Source organism: Mesorhizobium sp. Root554 (assembly GCF_001427025.1).
Classification (GTDB): Bacteria; Pseudomonadota; Alphaproteobacteria; order Rhizobiales; family Rhizobiaceae; genus Mesorhizobium.
Window position 1 is genome coordinate 2,395,515 of sequence record NZ_LMGA01000001.1, and the last position, 21,213, is coordinate 2,416,727.

Annotated in this window: 23 protein-coding genes and 1 tRNA gene; 14 read left to right on the forward strand and 10 right to left on the reverse strand. The window is 63.2% G+C overall.

Annotated features, from left to right (window positions below; translation table 11 throughout):
- Window positions 1-22: 22 nt before the first annotated feature.
- The gene (locus ASD44_RS11670; RefSeq protein ID WP_056111965.1) at window positions 23-898 is read left to right on the forward strand and encodes a methyltransferase domain-containing protein; all 876 of its coding nucleotides are present in this window, start codon (window positions 23-25) and stop codon (window positions 896-898) included.
- Between the two features lie 10 nt (window positions 899-908).
- On the opposite strand, the gene ASD44_RS18185 is transcribed toward ASD44_RS11670, so the two are convergent.
- The 6 genes from ASD44_RS18185 to ASD44_RS11695 form a co-directional block, all read right to left on the reverse strand.
- Window positions 909-1,085 (reverse strand): Flp family type IVb pilin, encoded by a 177-nt coding sequence (locus ASD44_RS18185; protein WP_082542457.1) that lies wholly within the window; start codon window positions 1,083-1,085, stop codon window positions 909-911.
- Window positions 1,086-1,169: 84 nt separating this feature from the next.
- Window positions 1,170-1,472, reverse strand: coding sequence for a hypothetical protein (locus ASD44_RS11675; RefSeq protein ID WP_056111968.1), 303 nt, complete (start codon window positions 1,470-1,472; stop codon window positions 1,170-1,172).
- Window positions 1,473-1,567: 95 nt separating this feature from the next.
- Window positions 1,568-1,990: an 8-oxo-dGTP diphosphatase MutT gene (mutT, locus tag ASD44_RS11680; protein WP_156459835.1), complete on the reverse strand. Its 423-nt coding sequence runs from the start codon at window positions 1,988-1,990 to the stop codon at window positions 1,568-1,570.
- A complete protein-coding gene (locus tag ASD44_RS11685) occupies window positions 1,987-2,766 on the reverse strand; it encodes a GNAT family N-acetyltransferase (RefSeq protein ID WP_056111970.1) in 780 nt (259 codons plus the stop codon). The genes mutT and ASD44_RS11685 overlap by 4 nt, the downstream gene beginning before the upstream one ends.
- Entirely contained in the window at window positions 2,766-4,007 is a 1,242-nt protein-coding gene (gene argJ / locus ASD44_RS11690) for a bifunctional glutamate N-acetyltransferase/amino-acid acetyltransferase ArgJ (protein ID WP_056111974.1), read from the reverse strand. Before argJ ends, ASD44_RS11685 begins: the two co-directional genes overlap by 1 nt.
- Window positions 4,008-4,172: 165 nt before the next feature.
- Window positions 4,173-5,090: a peptidylprolyl isomerase gene (locus ASD44_RS11695; RefSeq protein WP_056111976.1), complete on the reverse strand. Its 918-nt coding sequence runs from the start codon at window positions 5,088-5,090 to the stop codon at window positions 4,173-4,175.
- Window positions 5,091-5,333: 243 nt separating this feature from the next.
- On the opposite strand from ASD44_RS11695, the gene secA reads away from it, so the two are divergent.
- The 3 genes from secA (at window position 5,334) to ASD44_RS11710 (ending at window position 10,991) form a co-directional block, all read left to right on the forward strand.
- Window positions 5,334-8,060 (forward strand): preprotein translocase subunit SecA, encoded by a 2,727-nt coding sequence (secA, locus tag ASD44_RS11700; RefSeq protein ID WP_056111979.1) that lies wholly within the window; start codon window positions 5,334-5,336, stop codon window positions 8,058-8,060.
- A 250-nt stretch (window positions 8,061-8,310) separates the two neighbouring features.
- The gene (locus ASD44_RS11705) at window positions 8,311-9,711 is read left to right on the forward strand and encodes a lipopolysaccharide biosynthesis protein (protein ID WP_056111982.1); all 1,401 of its coding nucleotides are present in this window, start codon (window positions 8,311-8,313) and stop codon (window positions 9,709-9,711) included.
- Window positions 9,711-10,991: a GNAT family N-acetyltransferase gene (locus tag ASD44_RS11710; RefSeq protein WP_056111985.1), complete on the forward strand. Its 1,281-nt coding sequence runs from the start codon at window positions 9,711-9,713 to the stop codon at window positions 10,989-10,991. The genes ASD44_RS11705 and ASD44_RS11710 overlap by 1 nt, the downstream gene beginning before the upstream one ends.
- Before the next feature lie 30 nt (window positions 10,992-11,021).
- On the opposite strand, the gene ASD44_RS11715 is transcribed toward ASD44_RS11710, so the two are convergent.
- Window positions 11,022-11,106 (reverse strand) — tRNA-Leu (locus ASD44_RS11715).
- Window positions 11,107-11,298: 192 nt separating this feature from the next.
- Between ASD44_RS11715 and ASD44_RS11720 the strand changes: the two genes are divergently transcribed.
- Both ASD44_RS11720 and ASD44_RS11725 read left to right on the forward strand, forming a co-directional pair.
- Entirely contained in the window at window positions 11,299-11,886 is a 588-nt protein-coding gene (locus ASD44_RS11720) for a YqaA family protein (RefSeq protein WP_056111988.1), read from the forward strand.
- A gap of 28 nt (window positions 11,887-11,914) precedes the next feature.
- The gene (locus tag ASD44_RS11725; RefSeq protein ID WP_056111991.1) at window positions 11,915-12,436 is read left to right on the forward strand and encodes a disulfide bond formation protein B; all 522 of its coding nucleotides are present in this window, start codon (window positions 11,915-11,917) and stop codon (window positions 12,434-12,436) included.
- A gap of 156 nt (window positions 12,437-12,592) precedes the next feature.
- On the opposite strand, the gene ASD44_RS11730 is transcribed toward ASD44_RS11725, so the two are convergent.
- Complete coding sequence (locus ASD44_RS11730) at window positions 12,593-13,150, reverse strand: HNH endonuclease (RefSeq protein ID WP_056111994.1); 558 nt, start codon at window positions 13,148-13,150, stop codon at window positions 12,593-12,595.
- Window positions 13,151-13,278: 128 nt separating this feature from the next.
- Window positions 13,279-13,920 carry a DNA-3-methyladenine glycosylase gene (locus ASD44_RS11735; RefSeq protein ID WP_056111996.1) on the reverse strand — a complete coding sequence of 214 codons (642 nt, stop codon included), beginning with the start codon at window positions 13,918-13,920 and terminating at the stop codon, window positions 13,279-13,281.
- A 73-nt stretch (window positions 13,921-13,993) separates the two neighbouring features.
- On the opposite strand from ASD44_RS11735, the gene gluQRS reads away from it, so the two are divergent.
- Window positions 13,994-14,875 carry a tRNA glutamyl-Q(34) synthetase GluQRS gene (gluQRS, locus tag ASD44_RS11740; RefSeq protein WP_056112000.1) on the forward strand — a complete coding sequence of 294 codons (882 nt, stop codon included), beginning with the start codon at window positions 13,994-13,996 and terminating at the stop codon, window positions 14,873-14,875.
- An 87-nt stretch (window positions 14,876-14,962) separates the two neighbouring features.
- Window positions 14,963-15,853, forward strand: a complete 891-nt coding sequence (locus ASD44_RS11745) for a DMT family transporter (RefSeq protein ID WP_056115985.1) — start codon at window positions 14,963-14,965, stop codon at window positions 15,851-15,853.
- On the opposite strand, the gene ASD44_RS11750 is transcribed toward ASD44_RS11745, so the two are convergent.
- On the reverse strand, window positions 15,820-16,674 hold the full coding sequence (locus ASD44_RS11750) for a YihY/virulence factor BrkB family protein (protein ID WP_056112003.1): 855 nt from the start codon (window positions 16,672-16,674) through the stop codon (window positions 15,820-15,822). The two genes, ASD44_RS11745 and ASD44_RS11750, sit on opposite strands and share 34 nt — an antisense overlap.
- A 54-nt stretch (window positions 16,675-16,728) precedes the next feature.
- Between ASD44_RS11750 and ASD44_RS11755 the strand changes: the two genes are divergently transcribed.
- The 6 genes from ASD44_RS11755 to ASD44_RS11780 all read left to right on the forward strand — a co-directional run bounded on the left by ASD44_RS11755 (window position 16,729) and on the right by ASD44_RS11780 (window position 21,109).
- Window positions 16,729-17,595, forward strand: a complete 867-nt coding sequence (locus ASD44_RS11755) for an SDR family oxidoreductase (RefSeq protein ID WP_082542458.1) — start codon at window positions 16,729-16,731, stop codon at window positions 17,593-17,595.
- A gap of 23 nt (window positions 17,596-17,618) precedes the next feature.
- Window positions 17,619-17,810, forward strand: coding sequence for a twin transmembrane helix small protein (locus tag ASD44_RS11760; protein WP_056112008.1), 192 nt, complete (start codon window positions 17,619-17,621; stop codon window positions 17,808-17,810).
- Between the two features lie 12 nt (window positions 17,811-17,822).
- Window positions 17,823-18,404 carry a cob(I)yrinic acid a,c-diamide adenosyltransferase gene (locus ASD44_RS11765; protein ID WP_056112012.1) on the forward strand — a complete coding sequence of 194 codons (582 nt, stop codon included), beginning with the start codon at window positions 17,823-17,825 and terminating at the stop codon, window positions 18,402-18,404.
- A gap of 38 nt (window positions 18,405-18,442) precedes the next feature.
- Entirely contained in the window at window positions 18,443-19,213 is a 771-nt protein-coding gene (locus ASD44_RS11770) for a rhomboid family intramembrane serine protease (protein WP_056112016.1), read from the forward strand.
- A 197-nt stretch (window positions 19,214-19,410) separates the two neighbouring features.
- Window positions 19,411-20,157, forward strand: a complete 747-nt coding sequence (locus tag ASD44_RS11775; protein ID WP_056112019.1) for an electron transfer flavoprotein subunit beta/FixA family protein — start codon at window positions 19,411-19,413, stop codon at window positions 20,155-20,157.
- Window positions 20,158-20,179: 22 nt separating this feature from the next.
- Window positions 20,180-21,109, forward strand: coding sequence for an electron transfer flavoprotein subunit alpha/FixB family protein (locus ASD44_RS11780; protein ID WP_056112023.1), 930 nt, complete (start codon window positions 20,180-20,182; stop codon window positions 21,107-21,109).
- Window positions 21,110-21,213: the final 104 nt, after the last annotated feature.

The window sequence follows — 21,213 nt, forward strand, 5'->3', positions numbered from 1 at the left end:
AACAGACGACGGAAACCGCACAGTGCAGCCACTTCTCGACACGCCACTCTGGCTGCAACGCAAGCGCCACGCCCTCGCGCGCATGACGAACGGGGCGGATTTCCTGATGCGGCGCGTCGCCGAGGACCTTGGCGACCGGCTCTCCGCGGTCGAAAGGACCTTCGAAAACGCGGCGACGCTATACTGCCAGACCGCCGACGCCGGCGCGGTGCTCGCTGCAAGCGGCAAAGTGGAAAAGGTAAGGCGAATCGAAGCCGACCCGGCTTTCCTTGCCGGCGCCGAAGGTGATGTCGCGCCCTTCGAGACCGCGCCGTTCCAGCCCGGTGAACTCGATCTGGCGGTTTCGATCCTGTCCTTGCAGTCGATGAACGACATTCCGGGAATGCTGGCGCAAATCCGCCGCGCGCTGAGGCCGGACGGCTTGTTCCTCGGCGCCATGGCGGGGGCCGGCACATTGGCTGAGCTGCGCGAAAGCCTTCTTGCCGCCGAGACGGAACTTGCAGGCGGCGCCAGCCCTCGGGTCATTCCCTTCGCCGACGTCCGCGATGCGGGAGCGCTACTGCAGCGCGCAGGATTTGCCCTGCCTGTCACCGACACCGAAACCGTTACCGTTCGCTACGACACCTTGTTTCACCTGATGGCCGATCTGCGCGCCATGGGGGAAACCAGCGTTCTCGTCGACCGGCCGCGCAAGCCGGCGACGCGACGACTGTTCGCGCGTGCGGCCGAAATCTACGCCGAGCGCTTTTCCGATCCCGACGGGCGTGTGCGCGCCACCTTCTCGATTGTCTGGATGTCCGGCTGGGCGCCCGATCCGTCGCAGCAGAAACCGTTGAAACCCGGCTCGGCCAAAGTTTCGCTCAAGGATATCCTGGAAAACCCGCCTGCTCGGCGTTGAGTGCAAGAGCTTATTTGTTAAAGGCCTTGCGGATTTCGCTGTCGTTGCCGTTCCAGAGCTGGGTGACCTGCTGACCGACAGCGCCAACACCCACGACGATCGCCAATGCAATCAAGGCCGCGATCATACCATATTCTATGGCCGTCGCACCTTTTTCATCCTGCAAAAATCGTTGCAACAAGCTCATCGGAATTTCCTCTGTCCACGACGATAGAAGAAAGCCGTTAAGGAAAGTTAACGGATCAGCCTTAACAGGCGATGAGCGAAACCGTCAGCATTCTCCGCTGCGGCTGCCGTTGTCACGGATGATGCAGACAGAACCCGGCGATGGCTGCAGCACGCTGCGCCGCACGGTGTAGGTGTTGTCACTGCGGATCGAACCGGTCGCCATCATGTCCAGCCCCGCCGGATTCCGCGCGATGACCTGGTCCTTTTTGCCCTCAAGATAGGGAATGGCCATCAGCGCCACCGCAATCGCCGTCGAACCGAAAAGCAGCGCGATACGCAGGACGCCCATGCCAGCCCGGAATGAACGGTCGGGCCGGATCGAATCCCAGTCCTTGTCGAGGCTCATGCAACCACCTTCGCGAAACGGCGCTGCCGACCGGCAAGCCTTTTCGTTCAATTTTTCATAGCAATATAAATCTTCGATTAACGCTGCCGGTCCGATCAAAGCAGGTCGATCAGGAACGGGATCAGCGGCGCGTCCGCCGGCGGCATCGGATAATCCCGCAATTGCTTTGGCCGCACCCATTTCAGCGCCTGCGCTTCCAGAGGCCGTGGGATGCCGCTATAGCGGCGGCAGACATAGAGCGGCATCAGCAGGTGGAAGTCGTCATAGCTGTGGCTGGCGAAGGTCAGCGGTGCCAGGCAGGCTGCCTGGGTCTCGACGCCGATCTCCTCGCGCAACTCGCGGATGAGGCACTCCTCCGGCGTTTCGCCCGGCTCCACCTTGCCGCCGGGAAACTCCCACAGGCCGGCCAGTTGCTTCCCCTCAGGCCGCTGCGCGATCAGCACCCGTCCGTCGGCGTCGATCAGCGCGCATGCGGTTACCAGAAGCAGGCGTCTGCCGCTGGACGACAAGTTGCTCACGCTCCCGCCGGGCGGCGGTAGTGGTAGCGATAGACTTCCTCGAAGCCGAGCGAACGGTAAAGCGCCAAAGCCGGCGCATTGTCGGCCTCGACCTGCAGCCAGGCCTGGCGGGCGCCGCGCAGCCGCGCCCATTTCAACGCCGAAAGGGTGAGCCGGCGGCCATGGCCCCGATTGCGCACCGCCTTGTCCGTGCCGATTTCGAACAGCCCCGCGAGATCGCCGTCATGAACGCAGATCAGCGTCGCTAGCGCCTCGCCATCCTGCTCCAGCGCGAACAGGCCGGCTTCCGGCTGGATCGCTCCGATGATTTCCGAAAGACCAGCCCGCAAGGACCGTTCGAGATCGCGCACCTTGAGCGAGGCACTGACGAAACGGCTGATATCCTTGAGCGGTATCTGGTCGAGCGCATCATCGACTGGCGCATTGCCGAGCGGCATCCGCATGACCAGAGACTCGTCGAAGCGGCTCCAGCCCTCGCTGTCCATAAAGGCGGAAACTTCCGGACCGGCCAGCGGCGACAGACGGAACGTCAGCGGACGGCCATAGGCTTCGAAACGCCGGCTGGCGCGCGCGATGCGGTCGGGCAGATGATGGACGTCGCTCGGATCGAGCGGGTTCACCGAATTGAGGCGCTTGGCCGGATGGCCAGCCGTCAATCGCACCACCCAGGTTCCGTCATAATGCACTGCCGCGGCAGGCCAGGCGCGGAAGCCCGCGGCTTCGTAGCGCCTCACTGTGGCGAGAACGCTGGCAGGATGGGCCGAACTCAAATCCATCAGCTCCTGTAGTCGCCATTGATGGCGACATACTCCTTCGTCAGGTCGCAGGTCCACACCGTGGCCTTGCCACGGCCGATGCCGATATCGGCCACTATGCGTATCTCGTCGCGCTTCATATAGGCCGAGGTCTTTTCCTCGGAATAGGCCGGGTCGCGTTCGCCTTCATGCGCCAGGCGGTTGTCGCCGAACCAGATCGACAGCCGGTCGCGGTCGGCGGGCTCGCCGGCCTTGCCGACTGCCATGACCACGCGGCCCCAATTGGCGTCCTCGCCGGCCACGGCCGTCTTCACCAGCGGCGAATTGGCGATGGAAAGCGCGATGCGCTTGGCCGAGCGCGCCGACTTCGCGCCGGTGACGGTTACTTCGATCTGCTTGCGTGCGCCTTCGCCATCACGCACCACCTGCAGCGCCAGTTGCTTGAGGATTTTTCCGAGCGCCCGCCTGAAAGCGCCAAGTTGCGGATCCTTGGCGTCCTCTATGCGCGGCGCGCCACGCTTCGAAGCCGCCCCGGTGGCGAATAGCAGCAGCGTGTCGCTGGTCGACGTGTCGCTATCGACGGTAACGGCGTTGAAGGTCTTGCCGACGGCTCGCGACAGCAAATCCTGCAGCACCGGCGCCGCGATCGGCGCATCCGTGGCCACGAAGGACAGCATGGTCGCCATGTCGGGTGCGATCATGCCAGCGCCCTTGGCGATGCCGTTGATGGTCACGTCTGTCCCACCGAGCGAGACGGTGGCCGTCGCGACCTTGGGATAGGTGTCCGTCGTCATGATCGCCTTGGCTGCCTCGGTCCATCCACCAGGCTCGGCTCCGGCGAGAAGTCCTTTCAGCAGATGACTGAATTTGCCGGCATCCAGCGGCTCGCCGATCACTCCGGTCGAGGCAAGAAACACGTCGCCCGCCGCGCATCCGGCGGCATTCGCGGCCGCCTTGGCGGTCATGGCGGTGGAGTCACGGCCCTTCTTGCCGGTGAAAGCGTTGGCGTTGCCGGAATTGACGATCAGCACCCGCGCCTTGCCGGCGGTCAGGTTCTGGCGGCAGAAGTCCACCGGCGCCGAAGGACATTTGGAACGGGTAAAGACGCCTGCCACCGTCGTGCCCGGATCGAACACCATCGCCAGCAGGTCGGTGCGGTCGCGGTACTTGATACCTGCCTCGGCGGTGGCCATGCGCACGCCTTCGATGGCCGGCATTTTGGGGTATTTCTTTGGCGCAAGCGGGGAAACGGCAGTGGACATCGGGGCCTCGGCGCGAATTCTTGAAGCAAGCCGGTTTGCCCGATAGCGCGCGCCGGCGCAAGGCGAAAACGCTCGGCTCCGGGGCACTCGCTGGTCATCGGCAAGGGGAATCAAAAAGGGCGGCGCCTGACGGCACCGCCCCTTTGGAATTCCACAAAGAAACGATTATTTCGCGCCTTCGGCCTCATCGACGGCCTTCTTCAACGCCGGATCAGGTATCTCGACCTTGGCGGCGCCGCGCAGTTCCTTGACCAGCGCGAAATACCTGTCGCGGATGACGGCCGAACGCGCCTGGTCCTTCACCTGCTCGAAAGCCGGCGGCTGCTGGGCGCGCTTGTCTTCCACCTTGATCACGTGCCAGCCGAACTGCGTCTGGATCGGCTCCTTGGTGTAGGCGCCGACAGCCAGAGCCTGCGCGGCCTTGTCGAACTCGGGCACCATCTGGCCTGGCGCGAAATAACCGAGGTCGCCGCCATTGGTCTTGCCGCTCGGATCGCTCGTATGCTTGTTGGCGAGATCCTCGAACTTGGCGCCGCCATCCAGTTCCTTGATGATGGCCTGCGCCTCTTCCTTGGTCTTCACGAGAATGTGACGGGCATGGACCTCGTTGACGGGCGGCGTGTCGGCGATTTCCTTGTCGTAGCGGGCGCGGACTTCGGCATCGGTGATCTTGCCGACCACTTCCTTTTCGACCATCTCGCCATGCAGCGCGCGCTCCTGCAGGAACGCGGCGCGGCGCTGGAAGTCCGGCTCCTTGTCGAGACCGTCGGTGACCGCCTTGGCGGCAAGGACCTTGATTTCGATGGCGGCGGAAAGGGCGGCAGCGCGGCGCTGTTCGGCCGGCAACTGCGCGAACTGCTTGGCAAGCTCGCCTTCTGCCAGCGAAAGGTCGGCTTCGGTGACCGGCTTGCCGTTGACGGTCGCAACAACAGTGCCTGGGTCGATGGCGGCCGGGGCTGGCGCGGCTTCGGCTGGTTTCGCTGGAGCGGCGTCCTGAGCCGTTGCCGGCGTCAGCAGCAAAGCCGACAGTCCGGCAGCCAGAAAGAGGCCGACAATCGGCGTGCGGCGGGTGGAAAGGGACATGGATTGGGACTCCGATGGGAATTGTCGGGTTCTGAGATCAGCCCGAATGTGGCGAAATTAGGCGTTTCAGGCCCGGATAACGCAGCGTTGACATCGATTGTGGCCCCTCTTATCTGTCCAACGACTTTGCGTCCAGAACTGTTCCGGGCGCTTTTGGTGTTTCCTCCGTTTCCATGCGGGCTTGACTGGGTGCAGCGTGTGCCTGTCGCCCGACCCCGGGAACGCAATCGAAAGGACCATTTAATGGTCAGTCTTGGCGGCCTCGCCCGTAAAGTGTTCGGATCCTCCAACGATCGTCGCGTCAAGGCGACCAAGCCCCGCATCGAGGCGATCAATGCGATGGAAAGCGAGATGCGGGCCCTGTCGGACGCCGACCTCGTCGCCCGCACCGCCAAATTCCGCGAAGAACTCGCCAACGGCGCTTCCCTCGACGATTTGCTGGTTCCCGCCTTCGCCACCGCCCGCGAGGCCGCGCGCCGGGTGCTGGGCATGCGCCCGTTCGATGTCCAGCTCATCGGCGGCATGGTGCTGCACAATGGCGGCATCGCCGAAATGCGCACCGGCGAGGGCAAGACGCTGGTCGCCACGCTTCCGGTCTATCTCAACGCGCTGGCCGGCAAGGGCGTCCACGTCGTCACCGTCAATGACTACCTGGCGAAGCGTGACGCCGAATGGATGGGCCGCATCTACAAATTCCTCGGCCTCACCGTCGGCATCATCGTCCACGGCCTGTCGGACGAGGAGCGCCGCGACGCCTATGCCTGCGACGTGACCTACGCCACCAACAACGAGCTCGGCTTCGACTATTTGCGCGACAATATGAAGTACGAGCGCGCCCAGATGGTGCAGCGCCCCCACAACTACGCCATCGTCGACGAAGTCGATTCCATTCTGATCGACGAGGCGCGCACGCCGCTGATCATCTCCGGTCCGCTTGAGGACCGGTCGGAAATGTACACCACGATCGACGCGTTCATTCTGCAGTTGGGACCGGAAGATTACGAAGTCGACGAGAAGCAGAAGACCGCCATCTTTACCGAGGACGGCACCGAAAAACTGGAAAACCTGCTTCGCGCCGCTGGCCACCTGAAGGGTGAATCGCTTTACGACGTCGAGAACGTCGCCATTGTTCACCACGTCAACAATGCCTTGAAGGCGCATCGGCTTTTCCAGAAGGATCGCGACTACATCGTCCGCAATGACGAGATCGTCATCATCGACGAGTTCACCGGCCGCATGATGCCGGGCCGCCGCTATTCGGAAGGCCTGCACCAGGCGCTGGAAGCCAAGGAACATGTCTCCATCCAGCCGGAAAACCAGACGCTGGCGTCGGTGACCTTCCAGAATTACTTCCGCATGTACAAGAAGCTCTCCGGCATGACCGGCACGGCGCTGACGGAAGCCGAGGAATTCGGCAACATCTACGGTCTGGAGGTGACGGAAGTCCCCACCAACCTTCCCGTCCAGCGTCTCGACGAGGACGACGAGGTCTACCGGACGGTCGAAGAGAAGTACAAGGCGATCGTCGCCGAGATCAAGGCAGCCCACGCCAAGGGCCAGCCGACGCTGGTCGGCACCACGTCGATCGAGAAGTCCGAGCTGCTGGCCGAACGTCTTCGCAAGGAAGGCCTGAAGAATTTCCAGGTCCTCAACGCCCGCCACCACGAGCAGGAAGCCTCCATCGTCGCCCAGGCCGGCGTTCCCGGCTCCGTCACGATCGCCACCAACATGGCCGGCCGCGGCACCGACATCCAACTCGGCGGCAATGCCGAAATGCGCATAGAGCGGGAACTGGCGGATATGCCGGCGGGTCCTGAGCGCGACGCCCAGGAAGCCGCCATTCGCGCCGATATCCAGAAACTCAAGGAACAGGCGCTGGCCGCCGGCGGTCTCTACGTTCTCGCCACCGAACGCCATGAATCGCGCCGCATCGACAACCAGCTCCGCGGCCGCTCCGGTCGTCAGGGCGATCCCGGCCGCTCGAAATTCTACCTGTCTTTGCAGGACGATTTGATGCGCATCTTCGGCTCCGAGCGCATGGATGGCATGCTGCAGAAGCTCGGCCTGAAAGAAGACGAGGCCATCATCCACCCGTGGATCAACAAGGCGCTCGAAAAAGCGCAGAAGAAGGTCGAGGCCCGCAATTTCGACATCCGCAAGAACCTCCTGAAATATGACGACGTCTCCAACGACCAGCGCAAGGTGGTGTTCGAGCAGCGTATCGAATTGATGGAGGGCGAGAGCCTCACCGAAACGATTACCGGTATGCGCAACGACGTGATCGACGAAATCGTCGCGAAGGCGATTCCCGAAAACGCCTATGCCGAGCAGTGGAACATTGCCGGCCTCAAGAGCGATGTGCAGGAATCGCTCAATCTCGACCTGCCGATCGAGGACTGGGCCAAGGAAGAAGGCATCGCCGAAGACAACATCCACCAGCGCATCACCGAGGCAGCCGACGCCGCCGCCAAGGACCGCGCCGAGCGTTTCGGCCCCGACGTCATGACCTATGTCGAGCGCTCCGTCGTCCTGCAGACGCTGGATCATCTGTGGCGCGAGCACATCGTCAACCTCGACCATCTGCGTTCCGTCGTCGGCTTCCGCGGTTATGCCCAGCGCGACCCGCTGAACGAATACAAGAGCGAGGCCTTCGAGCTGTTCCAGGCCATGCTTGGCAATCTTCGCCATGCGGTCACGGCGCAGCTGATGCGCGTCGAACTGGTGCGCCAGGCCGCCGATGCGCCGCCGCCGGAAGCCCCCGACATGTTCGGCTCCCATATCGACGGAACCACCGGCGAGGATGATTTCGGCGAAGGCGCCGCGATAGCGGTTCTGGAGGACACGCGTGTCGTGCCGGCAGAGCAGCGCGATCCCAACAATCCGTCCACATGGGGCAAGGTCGGCCGAAACGAGGCCTGCCCGTGCGGTTCAGGCAAGAAGTACAAGCACTGCCACGGCACGTTTGCGTAAAGCGCGATCCGACGGGCATCGAATGTCGATGCCCGTCCCTTGCGGCATGTGATCTTGTCCGCATCCCCGAAAGCCATTTTCGCCTCTAAGCTCTCCGGCTTTACAATCCGCACCGCCGAGTTCGAACATGGGGGCGTGGCCCCGTCAGCTGAGCCGCCACAGTGGCAATTGTCAGGGCTTACCCAACCGTTTCTTAAGGTGTTTTCGCTAGATAACGGGCGACACTGAGCGGAAGACGGAGAGTACCGGAGTGCGCTTTTCCGCGGCCACCACAGCCGAGCGGTTCCTGCCGCAGCGCCTTGCGCTGCGCGCCCGGCCGCTGCTGGGCCGCGTCGATGCAATCCTGTTCGCCGCCGATGAACGCGGCGAAGCCGGACGCGTTTCGCTCATTGCCTTTTCCATCCGTATCGTCAGCGCTTTCATCGCTTTCGTCAGCCAGGTGCTGATGGCCCGCTGGCTGGGCTCTTTCGAATACGGCATCTTCGTGCTGGTGTGGACGACCATGGTCATCGTCGGCAGCCTGTCCTGCCTCGGCTTCCACACCTCGGTGATCCGCTTCATTCCCGAATTCCGCGAGCGCGGCATGATCGCCGAACTGCGCGGCATCGTGCTGGCGAGCCGGCTCTTCGTTCTGGGTGCGTCCACGCTGATCGCGCTGATCGGCGCGCTGAGCGTCTGGCTGCTGTCGCCATGGCTCGAGAACTACTATGTGGTGCCGTTTCTGCTCGGCATCTTCTGCCTGCCGATGATCGCCCTGTCGGATCTGATGCAGGGCATCTCGCGGGCCAATTCCTGGGCGATGTTCGCGCTTCTGCCGACCTATATCATGCGCCCGATCCTGATCCTCGCCCTCATGGGCATAGCGCTTGCTTGCGGCTTTGCTCCCGATGCGCGGACCGCCATCCTGGCCACCATCGCAGCCACCTATGCCACGACGATTACACAGCTCGTCGGCGTCACCCAAAGCATGCACGCCCGGACGCCTGCCGGCCCGAGGAAGATCGATTTCGCCAGATGGTTCGTGATCTCGTTGCCGATCTTCCTGGTCGAAAGCTTCTTCTTCCTGCTGACCAATGCCGACGTTCTGATGGTCGGCTTCTATCTCAATCCCGACGACGTCGCCGTCTATTTCGCCACGGTGAAGACGCTGGCGCTGGTCCACTTCGTCTATTTTGCCGTGAAGGCGGGAGTCGCCCAGCGTTACGCCCACTTCACCCATGGCGACTCGTCCAAGCTCGCCGCCTTTGCCCGTGAGACCGTGACGTGGACCTTCTGGCCCTCCGTGCTGATGGGGCTGGTGGTGATTGCCCTCGGCAAGCCGATGCTGATCCTGTTCGGTCCCGAATTCGAGGCCGGCTATCCCCTGTTGTTCATACTGGTGCTCGGTGTCGTCGCGCGTTCCGCCGTTGGGCCTTGTGAGAGCCTGCTGACCATGAGCGGCAACCAGAACATCTGCGCCCTGGTCTTTGCCCTGACGCTGGCGTTGAACATCGGCATGAGCTTTGTGCTGATTCCGCATCTGCATCTATGGGGCGCGGCCATTGCGACGGCGCTTTCGATGGTGTTCGAGGCCGCTGCCCTTTCCTTTACCGTCTGGCGCAGGCTCGGCATCGTCATGGCCATCTTCATGCCCGCCAAAGGAGGTGCCTGATGGCAGCCGTCCCACTGATCGAGGAAAGCAGCGGCGGTCCGGCCGGCGCCATGGTGTCGGGCCTTGCCGGCCTTGCCTATGATGTCGCCGAACTGGCGCATATCGAACGTCTCGCGGGCAACCGGCCGGAGCGGACGCTCGCCATCTATCCGGCCTCCGCGGGATTCGAACTGGTCGAGGAACTCGACTATCTGTGCGCCCGCACGATCGAGCCGAACGTTTTCTTCAACCCGCGCTTCCTTGCCCCGGCCATGCCTCGGCTGGAGGATCGCGAGGTGCGGCTGGCGGTGATCCGGGACGGCGACGAGCACCGCAGCCGGCTGCGGCTGCTGGTGCCCTTCTCGGTGGAAAAGCCGGCCATACCGCTCGGCGTCTCGATCATGCGCACATGGTCAAGCCCGTTCGGTCCGGTCGGAACCCCTCTGATCGACCGCGACGACCCAATCGGCGTCGTCGAGGATTTCTTCTCCATGCTTTCCAGGCCTCATCTGCGGCTGCCGAAGGTGCTGGTGCTTCCCGATGTGCCTCTCGATGGGCCGATGGCCTCGCTGCTCAGGACCGTAGCGGAATCGCGCGGCCTGCCGCTCATCGCGACCGGCGAGGCGCTGCGGCCGATCCTGCAAAGCGAACTGGATGCCGAAACCTATCTGAAACAGTCGCTGCGAGCGCACCACTATCGGGAATTCCGCCGGCTGAAGCGACGGCTGGCCGAACTCGGCGACCTCGAGCACAAGGTGGCGCGCGGCCCGGAGGAAATCCGCCATGCCATCGAAAGCTTCCTGACGCTGGAGGCCGCTGGCTGGAAGGGCCGCGAACGCACCGCCATGGCCATCGACCGCTACCGCGCCGCCTTCGCCCGCGAGGCCGTCCATCGCCTTGCCGAACAGGATCTGTGCCGCATCCACACGCTGACCTTGGCCGGCCGCACCATCGCCAGCCTGATCGTCTTCGTCGAAGCCGGCGTCGCCTACACCTGGAAGACCGCCTACGACGAGACCCTGGCGCCCTATTCGCCGGGCACGCTGCTGATGATTGAGGTAACGAAGCAGCATCTCGAAGATCCGAACATCGACATGACCGATTCCTGCGCTGTGCCCGACCATCCGGTGATGAGTCGCTTGTGGAGCGAGCGCCGGCCGGTCGGCACCTTCGTTGTCGGCCTGTCGCCTGACACAGATCGACTGGCCCGGCAGGCGACGTCGCAGCTCCACCTCTATCGCGAAACCCGCAACATGGCGCGGCTGGTGCGCAACAGGATCCGGAGCCTGCTGCGGCGATAGGAGCGAAGCGAACTGGCGCGGAATAAAGATTGGTGCCCCTAGCCGGGATCGAACCAGCACTCCTTGCGGAACTCGATTTTGAGTCGAGCGCGTCTACCAATTCCGCCATAGGGGCTCGGACCGGGTGGTCCGGATGCGCGCGGACTATACGGTTGCGGGCCTGTTCGTCAACAGCCTGCGTCGCGCCGGCGCAAGGATAGGCTGCGACAATAACGGCGTGCCAAGGCCTCTGTCGGATTCGTGAAACGCTGTGGCATTGTGCGTCGCGAGAAATCTTCCTAGACAGGCGGCATCGAAAGAGGGGCTCATGCTTCGCGGACTGTACGACTGGACCTTGTCGCTGGCGGCGAGGAAATCCGCCGAATGGTGGCTGGCCTTCATCGCTTTTGTCGAAAGCTCGGTTTTTCTCGTTCCTGCCGACGTGCTCTATCTGCCCATGGCCCTGTCCCGGCCGGACCGCGCCTACCGCTATGCGGTCGTCGCCACCATTGCCTCCGTCCTCGGCGGTATCGCCGGCTGGTTCATTGGCCACTACGCCTATGAAGCGGTGGCGAAACCGGTGCTGGAGTTCTACGGCAAATTCGACGAATTCGAAGCGCTGCGCCTGTCTTCCGGCGACGGCATCATCCTCCTCATGCTGGTCACGTCCGGCCTCGCCCACCTGCCGCCGATCAAGGTGGTGACCATCCTCGCCGGCGTGATCGGTTTTCCGCTTCCGTGGTTCATCCTCTCGGCGATCGTGGCGCGCGGCGCGCGTTTCCTCTTTTTGGCCTGGCTCCTGCGCAAATATGGCGAGCCGATACGCGATTTCATCGAGAAGCGGCTGGGCATGATTGCCGGGGTCGCCGCTGCCGTCCTTATTCTGCTCTATCTGGTCGTCCACTATATGCTCTGACGACCGCAGCCCACTGGACTGAAACGCAATGACAGTGATATCGACAGATGCCAATCCGTCCCGCCTGCGGGCCTGGATTTCCGGCTTTCTGGCCATCGCCATGGCGGCGACGGTCGGTTCGGCCCTAGCTTTCCAGTACATCGGCGGCTACATCCCCTGCAAGCTCTGCTACGAGCAACGCATTCCCTACTACGTCGGCATCCCGCTGATGGTGCTCGCCTTCCTTGCCTCGGTGCTTCGCCTGCCGTCCTGGATATCGCGCGGGCTGCTGGCGCTCGGCGGCCTGCTGATGTTGTACGGTCTCTATCTCGGTATTTTTCATTCTGGCGTTGAATGGGGCTGGTGGCCGGGGCCGACCGACTGCACCAATGTCGCCGCTCCCGTCGACACCGGCGGCAACGGCGTGCTGGATTCGCTCGACAAGTTCGTGCCGCCCTCCTGCGACAAGGCGGCGCTGCGCATCCTAGGCCTGTCGCTGGCCGGCTGGCAGGCGATTGCCGCCCTCATCCTCGGCGCCATTGCCTTCAAGGGTGCGTTTGCGCGCGATTGAACCTGAGTACAGCGCAGAGTTCGCCACAGGATTTGCAAGGACGAGTCGGATGGCGTGGTTCGCGAGAACCGGAGCGCAGCGGACATTCGGTCCGTGAGCCCCGGAAAGCGCAGCAAACCGCGTCAGGCGACCGTCCTCGCGAATTCTCGGCGAACTCTACGGTTCGAGCTCGACATCCCAGTAGAGATAATCCATCCAACTCTCATGCAGATGGTTGGGCGGGAACAGCCGGCCATTGTTGTGCAGGTCGTGCACCGTCGGCTGGAACGGCTTCTGCAGCGGCCACATCTTCGCTTGCGCCGGCATCAGGCCGCCCTTGCGCAGATTGCAGGGCGAGCAGGCGGCGACGACATTTTCCCAGGTGGTGGCGCCGCCGCGATGGCGTGGCACGACATGGTCGAAAGTCAGATCCTCCGGCGTGCCGCAATACTGGCACTGGAAGCGGTCGCGCAGGAAGACGTTGAAGCGGGTGAAGGCCGGATGCCGGGACGGCTTTACATAAGCCTTGAGGCTGACGACGCTCGGCAGTCTCATTGAGAAATTGGCCGAGGAAACCGCGTGCTCATATTCGGCGACGATGTTTACCCGCTCGAGAAAAACCGCCTTGATGGCGTCCTGCCAGGACCAGAGCGACAAAGGGTAATAGCTGAGCGGGCGATAGTCCGCATTCAGCACCAGCGCTGGCAGCCCATCCGGAGATACGGCAACCGTCACTTCGCTTACCTCCTTGGTTCTCGAACCGATCGGCCCGGATACTGTAAGCCGGATGTGACATGGATGTGAAGCGCCTTGCGCGCCGCACGCCAGATCAAAAATGCATGATTTCAAAGCTTTTTTGCGGCTCAGGCCGGCGGAACGGCGTCCCTGCCCTTCATTTCACGGTAATAGGCCCAGAAAAGCCTCGCGGCGACGCCCCGCCATGGGCTCCATGATTCGGCCAGCGCGATCAGCGCTTTCTCGGGCGGACGCGGTTCGATCCCCAGCGCATGTCCGACCGCGCTCTGCAGGGCAACGTCGCGCGCCGGGAAAATATCGGGGTGCCCGGCCGCGAACAGCAGGTAGACTTCCGCCGTCCACGTGCCAATACCGGGCACGGCGGTCAGCGCGGCAATGGCGGCCTCGGCGTCGAGCGAGCACAGATGATGCAGGTCGAGCCCATCGGCCACGGCCTGCGCAGCCGCCAGCAGGCCGCGCTGTTTGGGGCGGGACAATCCGGCTTCGCGAAAAACCTCCTCGCCAGCCGTCAGCACGGCTTCCGGCGTCAACGGGTCGAGCAAGATGGTCAACCGCCCGAAAATGGCATCGGCGCTGGCGCGCGACACCTGCTGCGACACGATGATCGAGGCGAGGCTTCGGAAGCCGGGCTCCGACAGCCGCAGCGGCACCTCGCCCGCCCTTCCGCGCACGGCCTCCAGCCGCCGGTCGAGCGCGCACAGTGCATCAAGGCCTTCCAAGACATGTTCCGGTGTGACGATGCGCTGCATGGTTTCCTTGTTCTTCCAGATGGCGCAAGGTAGCAATCCGTGTGAACCCCGCACACCCATTTGTTGCCGGATCATGAGCCTCCTGACATTCCGCTTCGCCCCCAGCCCGAACGGCGAACTACATCTCGGCCACGCCTATTCGGCATTCCTCAACGCAAAGCTGGCGCGGATGTTCGGTGGCAGGTTCCTGCTGCGCATCGAGGATATCGACACGACCCGCTGCACACCGGAATTCGAGGCTGGCATCTACCGCGATCTCGAATGGCTGGGAATCGAATGGGAAATGCCGGTGCGGCGGCAGTCAGCGCATTTCGACCAATACCAATCCGTGCTCGAACGCCTTGTCGATGAAGGTCTGGTCTATCCAGCGTTTATGAGCCGTGGTGACATCCGCGCCTTCATTGCCGATAGCGAAAGACAGGGCCGTTCCTGGCCGCGCGACCCCGATGGCGTGCCGGTCTATCCGGGACTTGATAAATCCATGCCGATGAAGGAACGCAAGGCGCGGATGGCCGAAGGCGAACCCTTCGCCTGGCGGCTCGACATGGAAAAGGCGGTGGAACGGGCTGGCGGCCCGCTGTCATGGACCGAATTCACCGAACAGACATTGACGGAGACCCGGACCGTCGAAACCCGCCCACAGGACTGGGGCGATGTCGTCATCGCCCGCCGCGATATCCCGACAAGCTATCATCTGGCCGTCGTGGTCGACGATGCGCTGCAAGGCGTCACCCATGTCGTGCGGGGCATTGACCTGCAACTGGCCACCGGCGTCCAGCGCCTGCTGCAGTGCCTGCTCGGTCTGCCGGAACCGCGCTATCTCCATCACCCGCTTATCCTCGGCCCGGATGGTCGCAAGCTCTCCAAAAGCCAGCGGGATACGGGGCTGGCGGCGCTGCGCCAGGCCGGCTTTGCGCCGGAAGACATCAGGCGGATGATTGGCCCTGCCCGCTAGGCGGACATGAGTTCCAGCGAAACTGATCGCATCTTCAATGCTTTTGCGTTGTGAATGAACGCGCCAATCCGTACAGACGCCGACATCATGCCGAACCTCAAGACATTCCTTCCCGGCACCTTCGTGATCCTGTGGGCGACCGGCTTCATCGGCGCGCGCTACGCCATGCCATGGGCTGAGCCGTTCGCCTTCCTGGTGGTGCGCTTCATCCTTGCCTTCGTCATTCTCGGCGTGGCGATGTTGGCTTTCGGCTCCAGGGGACTTTCAAGGACCGAAGCGATGCACGCGGCTGGCGCCGGCGTCCTCATGCACGGCGTCTATCTTGGCGGCGTGTTCTGGGCGATCCATCGCGGCCTGCCGGCGGGTTTCGCCGCACTGATCGTCGGACTGCAGCCGCTGATCACCGCCGTGCTGGCGGGCAAGCTGCTGGGCGAAAAGATCCTGCCGCGCCATTGGATCGGCCTTGCCGCCGGCTTTGCCGGAGTGGTGATCGTGCTTTGGCCAAGGCTTGGCGCGCTGGGCAGCGGCGTGACCACGGCGACGTTGGCAGCAACCATCGTCTCGGTTTTCGCAATGAGCCTGGGCACCGTCTGGCAGAAGCGCTTCGCCTCCGGCGGCAATCTCGTCGCCGCCACCTTCTGGCAGTATGTCGGCGGTGCGACGATCATGACGCTGGCGTCACTCGGGTTGGAAACCGGCACTGTCATCATCAATGGCGAACTGATTTTCGCCATGGCTTGGCTGGTGCTCGTCCTGTCGATCGGCGCCGTCTACCTGCTGATGGCGATGATCCGCGACGGCGAGATGTCGAAGGTCGCCTCGCTGTTCTATCTGGTTCCGGCGGCCACCGCGGTCATCGCCTGGGCGCTGTTCGGCGAGACGCTCAACCTTGTCCAGATTGGTGGCATGGCGATCGCCACCCTGGGCGTCGGTCTGGCCACGGCTCAGCCGCCGACACGCGCCCGCGCTTCCAGATAGCGGCTGATGGCGGCGTTGAGTTCTCCGCCAAGGATGAAGATCGCCGAGACAATGTAAAGGAAGACCACCGCGATCATGATCGAGGCGAGGCCCGCATAGGTCGTCACATAGGACGAGAAGTGGTCAAGATAGGTGGCGAAGACGGTCGAGCCGATCAGCCAGGCGATCAGCGTGAAAATGATGCCGGGCACGATCGAGACAAACCGGCGCTTGCCCGCCGGCAGCCAGATATGCACCGCGAACAGGCCGGCAACGATCACCGTCGAGGCGATGATGAACCGCCAAAGCGTGATCGTCCCCATATAAGGCTTGATCCACACGAAATTGGCTTCCGCCAGGCGCGCCAGGATGGGCGCGAAAACCAGCAGGACGCTTATGACCAGGAAGCCCAGCGTGGCGATCATGACGAAAGCGATGCTCTGGACCCGCCTGTAAATGATGCCGCGGGTCTCCGACACGCGGTAGGCGCGGTTGAGCGAGGTTCTAAGCGCTTCGATGCCGTTGGAAGCGAAGAAGGCTGCCAGCAGGACGCCATAGGTCAACAGGTCGGTGCGCTGCACGGTAAGCACATTCAGCACTTCGCGTGCAATCGGATTGGCGATCTGCTCCGGCCAAGTGTCGAACACCAGATGCACCGCTGTGTCGGCGAAGGCCTGCGCGCCGAGGAAACTTGCCAGTGTCGTGGCGAAGATAAGGAACGGAAACAGCGCCATCAGCGCGGTGATCGCCAGATGACTGGCCATCGCCCACCCATCGTCGGTGTTGAAGTGGCCGAGCGCGTCATAGAGCACGCGTTTGAGGGCGACGATGTTGCGCAGCAAGGATCCGTCCTGAGATTGTATCCGGCCCGCGAATATGGGAAGTGATTGCGGCAAATGGCAAGCCTTGAAGGAACTACGGTTCCCCCGCACGAAGAGTTGCGCAGCATTATCGTCACCGGCGCCTCCTCGGGCATCGGCGCTTTCTGCGCGCGGGCGCTCAAGGCCGACGGTTGGCGGGTTTTCGCCACAGCCCGCAAGCCGAAGGATCTGGAGGCTCTTGCAGCCGAGGGCATCGAAGCCTTCTACATGGATTATCGCGAGCCGCAGTCAATCGAAGCGATGTTCGCTTCGGTCATGGAACGCACAGGCGGGCGGCTGGATGCGCTCTACAACAACGGCGCCCACGCGCAGGCCGGCGCGGTCGAAGACCTGCCCGTAGAGGCGCTGCGGGAGCAGTTCGAGGCCAATTTCTTCGGCTGGCACGATCTGACGCGGCGCGCGATTCCCGTCATGCGCAGTCAGGGCGAGGGCCGCATCGTCAACTGTTCCTCCATCCTCGGCCTGCTGCCGGCACGATACCGCGGCGCCTACTGCGCCTCGAAATATGCGCTGGAGGGGCTGATGACGAGCCTGCGCATGGAACTCGGCGGCAGCGGCATCCATGTATCGATGATCGAGCCCGGCTCGGTGGACTCGAAGATCCACGCCAACGGCATGATGTGGTTCCTGCGGAACATCGACTACGGGCATTCGGCACACCGGGCCGGGTACCGGGCGCAGATGGAAGACATGCGAAGCGGCGGCAAGCGCCCCGACCTCAAGGCAGAGCCAGCCATCGTTTATGCCGCGCTTCGCCATGCGCTTCTGTCGCGGCGTCCCCGCCCGCACTATGTGATAACAATGCCGGCGAAAATCGGCGTCCTGCTCAGGCGCATGTTGCCGGCCTCGCTTCTCTATCGCATCCTGGCGCGTCACGCCTGAGCGCAAACCGAACTGGAGCCGCCATGGCAACCGTCTTCAACATTCTCGCCGTCATCGTTATGTTCGCCGTCGTGGTTGTCCTGGCTCGCGGCCTGATCAACATGATGCGCGGCGGCGACGGCGTCACCTCGAACAAGCTCATGCAGGCGCGCGTCCTGCTGCAGTTCGTCGCTCTGGTGCTGATCCTGGCCGCCTTCTATTTCACCCGAAGCTAAGGCTGCACGTCGATGGTGAAGCTGAACAAGATATACACCCGCACCGGCGACGATGGCACGACCGGACTTGGCACCGGCGAGCGCCGCTCAAAGGCCGACCTGCGCATCGAAGCCTGCGGCGTAGTCGATGAAGCCAACGCCTGTATCGGTCTGGCCCGGCTGCATACGGCGGCAGACCATCCGCAGATCGACGCCATGCTCGCCCGCATCCAGAACGATCTCTTCGACCTTGGCGCCGATCTCACCGTGCCGGAGGATGGCAAGCCGTTGGAGTACGAGCCGCTGCGGATCATTGCCGGCCAGGTTGAACGGCTGGAGAAGGACATCGACCTGCTCAACCGCGAACTGCAGCCGCTGAAATCCTTCGTGCTCAATGGCGGCAGACCGGCCGCCGCTGCGCTGCATCTGGCGCGCACCGTCGCAAGGCGCGCCGAAAGGGTCATGGTCGCGCTGGCTGCCAATCCGGCCGAGCACGTCAACCGCGAGGGCATGAAATACATGAACCGCGTCTCGGATTTCCTGTTCGTCGCCGCCCGCGCGGTCAATGACAACGGAAATGCCGATGTGTTATGGGTTCCGGGCAAGAACCGCTGACAATCTCGTCGGGGCGGATGATCGGGGGCGACGCCTGAATGTTCATTCCGCTGCACGACGCCAACAGCCTCCACTACATCAAGCTGCAATACGTCACGATCGGGCTGATCGCCGCGAACGTGCTCATCTACCTGGCCACGACGCTGGGTGGTGAACAATTCTCGATGGCCACGGTCCTCGGGCTGGGCTTCATCCCCTCGGTGGTCCATGACACCGCCGAACTGCCAACACAGCTCGTCGTCATTCCGGAAACCTTCAGCTACGTCACCTATGCCTTCCTGCATGCAGACATCTTTCACCTGGGCGGCAACATGCTGTTCCTGTGGGTGTTCGGCGACAATGTCGAGGACGCGCTCGGCCATGTCCGCTATCTGGTCTTCTACCTGTTATGCGCGGTCGCCGGCGCGTTCGTGCACGGCTTCGTGGCGCCGGATTCGCGCGAACCGCTGATCGGCGCGTCGGGCGCCATTGCCGGCGTCGTCGCGGCCTACCTGATCCTGCATCCGCGGGTCAAAATCTGGATCCTGGCCTTCGGCCGAATTCCGCTGCGCATCCCGGCCTATATCACGCTGGCATTGTGGATTCTGTTGCAATTCGTCATGTTTTTGGCCGGCGGCGAGGACCAGGTGTCGTGGGCCTGCCATGTCGGCGGCATCGTCGCGGGCGCCATTCTGGTGCTGATCCTGCGGCGACGTGACGTTCCCCTGATGGACAAGCAGATCGTCACGCCCCGCTCGGTCAAGGTCGAGCAGAAGAGTGCCGTGGAGCCTGTCGAGGCAGCGCCGGCGCCACGCTGGGGGCGGCAGTAAAGCGACATAATTCAACCGATTTTGGCATTTCGCGCGTATTGACGTGCAGGTTGCCCGCAACTACGGTCCGCCCGCTTTCGGAAGCTGGTTGAGCTGCGCCCGGAAAACGGAATTCGGCCAGGAATGTCGGCATTCGGCAACTCCCAGCAAGCAAGCGCTGCTATCAGCAAGCCGACATCATGAGAGGTGAGGTTGAGATGAAAGTACTGGTCCCGGTCAAACGTGTTGTCGATGCGAATGTGAAGGTTCGCGTCAAGGCCGACGGCTCGGCCGTCGAGCTTGCCAACGTCAAGATGGCGATGAACCCGTTTGACGAGATCGCGGTTGAAGAAGCGATCCGCCTGAAAGAGGCCGGCAAGGTCGAGGAGATCATCGTCGTGTCGATCGGCCCGCAGCAGGCGCAGGAAACGCTGCGCACCGCGCTCGCCATGGGTGCCGACCGGGCGATCCTGGTCAAGGTCGACGAGGCGGTGGAGCCGTTGGGTGTCGCCAAGGTGCTGAAGGGCGTGGTGGACGCCGAGCAGCCCGGTCTGGTGATCCTCGGCAAGCAGGCGATCGATGACGATTCGAACCAGACAGGCCAGATGCTGGCCGCGCTGCTCGGCTGGGCGCAGGGCACCTTCGCCTCCAAGGTGGAGTTGACCGGCGACAAGGCCAAGGTGACGCGCGAGGTCGATGGCGGGCTGCAGACGGTGGAGTTGAAGATGCCGGCGGTCGTGACGGTCGATCTGCGGTTGAACCAGCCGCGCTATGCTTCCCTGCCCAACATCATGAAGGCCAAGAAGAAGCCGCTGGATGAAAAGACCGCCGCCGATTTCGGCGCCGACGTCTCGCCGCGGCTCAAGGTTCTGAAGACCGAGGAGCCGGGCGGCCGCAAGGCCGGCGTCAAGGTCAAGACAGTGGCGGAGCTGGTCTCCAGCCTCAAATCCGCTGGCGTTCTGTAAGCGATCGGGAAAGGACAAAACAATGGCAATTCTCCTCATCGCCGAACACGACAATGCAAGCCTTTCGGACCAGACCGGCAAGGCGCTGTCGGCCGCCCTCAAGATCGGGTCCGACATCGATATCCTGGTCGCCGGCAAGGGCGCGAAACCTGCCGCCGATGACGCCGCCAAGCTGAAAGGCGTGCGCAAGGTGCTTCTGGCGGAAGCCGATGAGCTGGCCGAGCGCCTCGCCGAGCCGCTGGCCGCCTTGGTCGTGTCGCTCGCCGGCGGCTACGACACTCTTGTCGCTCCGGCCACCACCTCGGGCAAGAACGTCGCCCCGCGCGTTGCGGCGCTCCTCGACGTGCAGCAGGTGTCCGAAATCATCGAAGTGGTCTCGCCCGACACGTTCAAGCGGCCCATCTATGCCGGCAACGCCATCCAGACGGTGCAGTCGAGCGACAAGACCAAGGTTATCACCGTGCGCACCGCTTCCTTCCCGGCTGCGGCCGAAGGCGGCTCGGCCACGGTCGAAACGGTCAAGGCAGCCGACAATCCCGGCCTCTCCACCTTTGTCGAGAACAGATTGTCGGACAGCGACCGCCCAGAGCTCACCTCAGCCAAGATCATCATCTCGGGCGGCCGCGCGCTCGGCTCCGCGGAAAAGTTCACCGAGGTCATCCTGCCCGTCGCCGACAAGCTGGGCGCAGCCGTCGGCGCCTCGCGCGCCGCCGTCGATGCCGGCTATGCGCCCAATGACTGGCAGGTCGGCCAGACCGGCAAGGTGGTCGCCCCTGACCTCTACATCGCCGCCGGCATTTCCGGCGCTATCCAGCATCTGGCCGGCATGAAGGATAGCAAGGTCATCGTCGCCATCAACAAGGACGAGGAAGCTCCTATCTTCCAGGTCGCCGACTACGGCATCGTCGGCGACCTCTTTGTCATACTGCCGGAACTCGAAAAGGCGCTTTGACGCTCCTTCGTACCGCATAATAAGATAAGGGTGGCGTAGACGAAGTCACTCCGCCCTTTTAGTTTGCAGTGCACAAAAAGCAGGCTGGAAACGTCGGACGGGAT

Bases quoted from the DNA above. Each gene is read 5' to 3' on its own strand.
- ASD44_RS18185 (WP_082542457.1), bottom strand. From the start codon at position 1,085: ATGAGCTTGTTGCAACGATTTTTGCAGGATGAAAAAGGTGCGACGGCC.
- ASD44_RS11675 (WP_056111968.1), bottom strand. From the start codon at position 1,472: ATGAGCCTCGACAAGGACTGGGATTCGATCCGGCCCGACCGTTCATTC.
- ASD44_RS11685 (WP_056111970.1), bottom strand. From the start codon at position 2,766: ATGGATTTGAGTTCGGCCCATCCTGCCAGCGTTCTCGCCACAGTGAGG.
- argJ (WP_056111974.1), bottom strand. From the start codon at position 4,007: ATGTCCACTGCCGTTTCCCCGCTTGCGCCAAAGAAATACCCCAAAATG.
- ASD44_RS11695 (WP_056111976.1), bottom strand. From the start codon at position 5,090: ATGTCCCTTTCCACCCGCCGCACGCCGATTGTCGGCCTCTTTCTGGCT.
- secA (WP_056111979.1), top strand. From the start codon at position 5,334: ATGGTCAGTCTTGGCGGCCTCGCCCGTAAAGTGTTCGGATCCTCCAAC.
- ASD44_RS11710 (WP_056111985.1), top strand. From the start codon at position 9,711: ATGGCAGCCGTCCCACTGATCGAGGAAAGCAGCGGCGGTCCGGCCGGC.
- ASD44_RS11720 (WP_056111988.1), top strand. From the start codon at position 11,299: ATGCTTCGCGGACTGTACGACTGGACCTTGTCGCTGGCGGCGAGGAAA.
- ASD44_RS11725 (WP_056111991.1), top strand. From the start codon at position 11,915: ATGACAGTGATATCGACAGATGCCAATCCGTCCCGCCTGCGGGCCTGG.
- ASD44_RS11735 (WP_056111996.1), bottom strand. From the start codon at position 13,920: ATGCAGCGCATCGTCACACCGGAACATGTCTTGGAAGGCCTTGATGCA.
- gluQRS (WP_056112000.1), top strand. From the start codon at position 13,994: ATGAGCCTCCTGACATTCCGCTTCGCCCCCAGCCCGAACGGCGAACTA.
- ASD44_RS11745 (WP_056115985.1), top strand. From the start codon at position 14,963: ATGCCGAACCTCAAGACATTCCTTCCCGGCACCTTCGTGATCCTGTGG.
- ASD44_RS11755 (WP_082542458.1), top strand. From the start codon at position 16,729: ATGGCAAGCCTTGAAGGAACTACGGTTCCCCCGCACGAAGAGTTGCGC.
- ASD44_RS11760 (WP_056112008.1), top strand. From the start codon at position 17,619: ATGGCAACCGTCTTCAACATTCTCGCCGTCATCGTTATGTTCGCCGTC.
- ASD44_RS11765 (WP_056112012.1), top strand. From the start codon at position 17,823: ATGGTGAAGCTGAACAAGATATACACCCGCACCGGCGACGATGGCACG.
- ASD44_RS11770 (WP_056112016.1), top strand. From the start codon at position 18,443: ATGTTCATTCCGCTGCACGACGCCAACAGCCTCCACTACATCAAGCTG.
- ASD44_RS11775 (WP_056112019.1), top strand. From the start codon at position 19,411: ATGAAAGTACTGGTCCCGGTCAAACGTGTTGTCGATGCGAATGTGAAG.
- ASD44_RS11780 (WP_056112023.1), top strand. From the start codon at position 20,180: ATGGCAATTCTCCTCATCGCCGAACACGACAATGCAAGCCTTTCGGAC.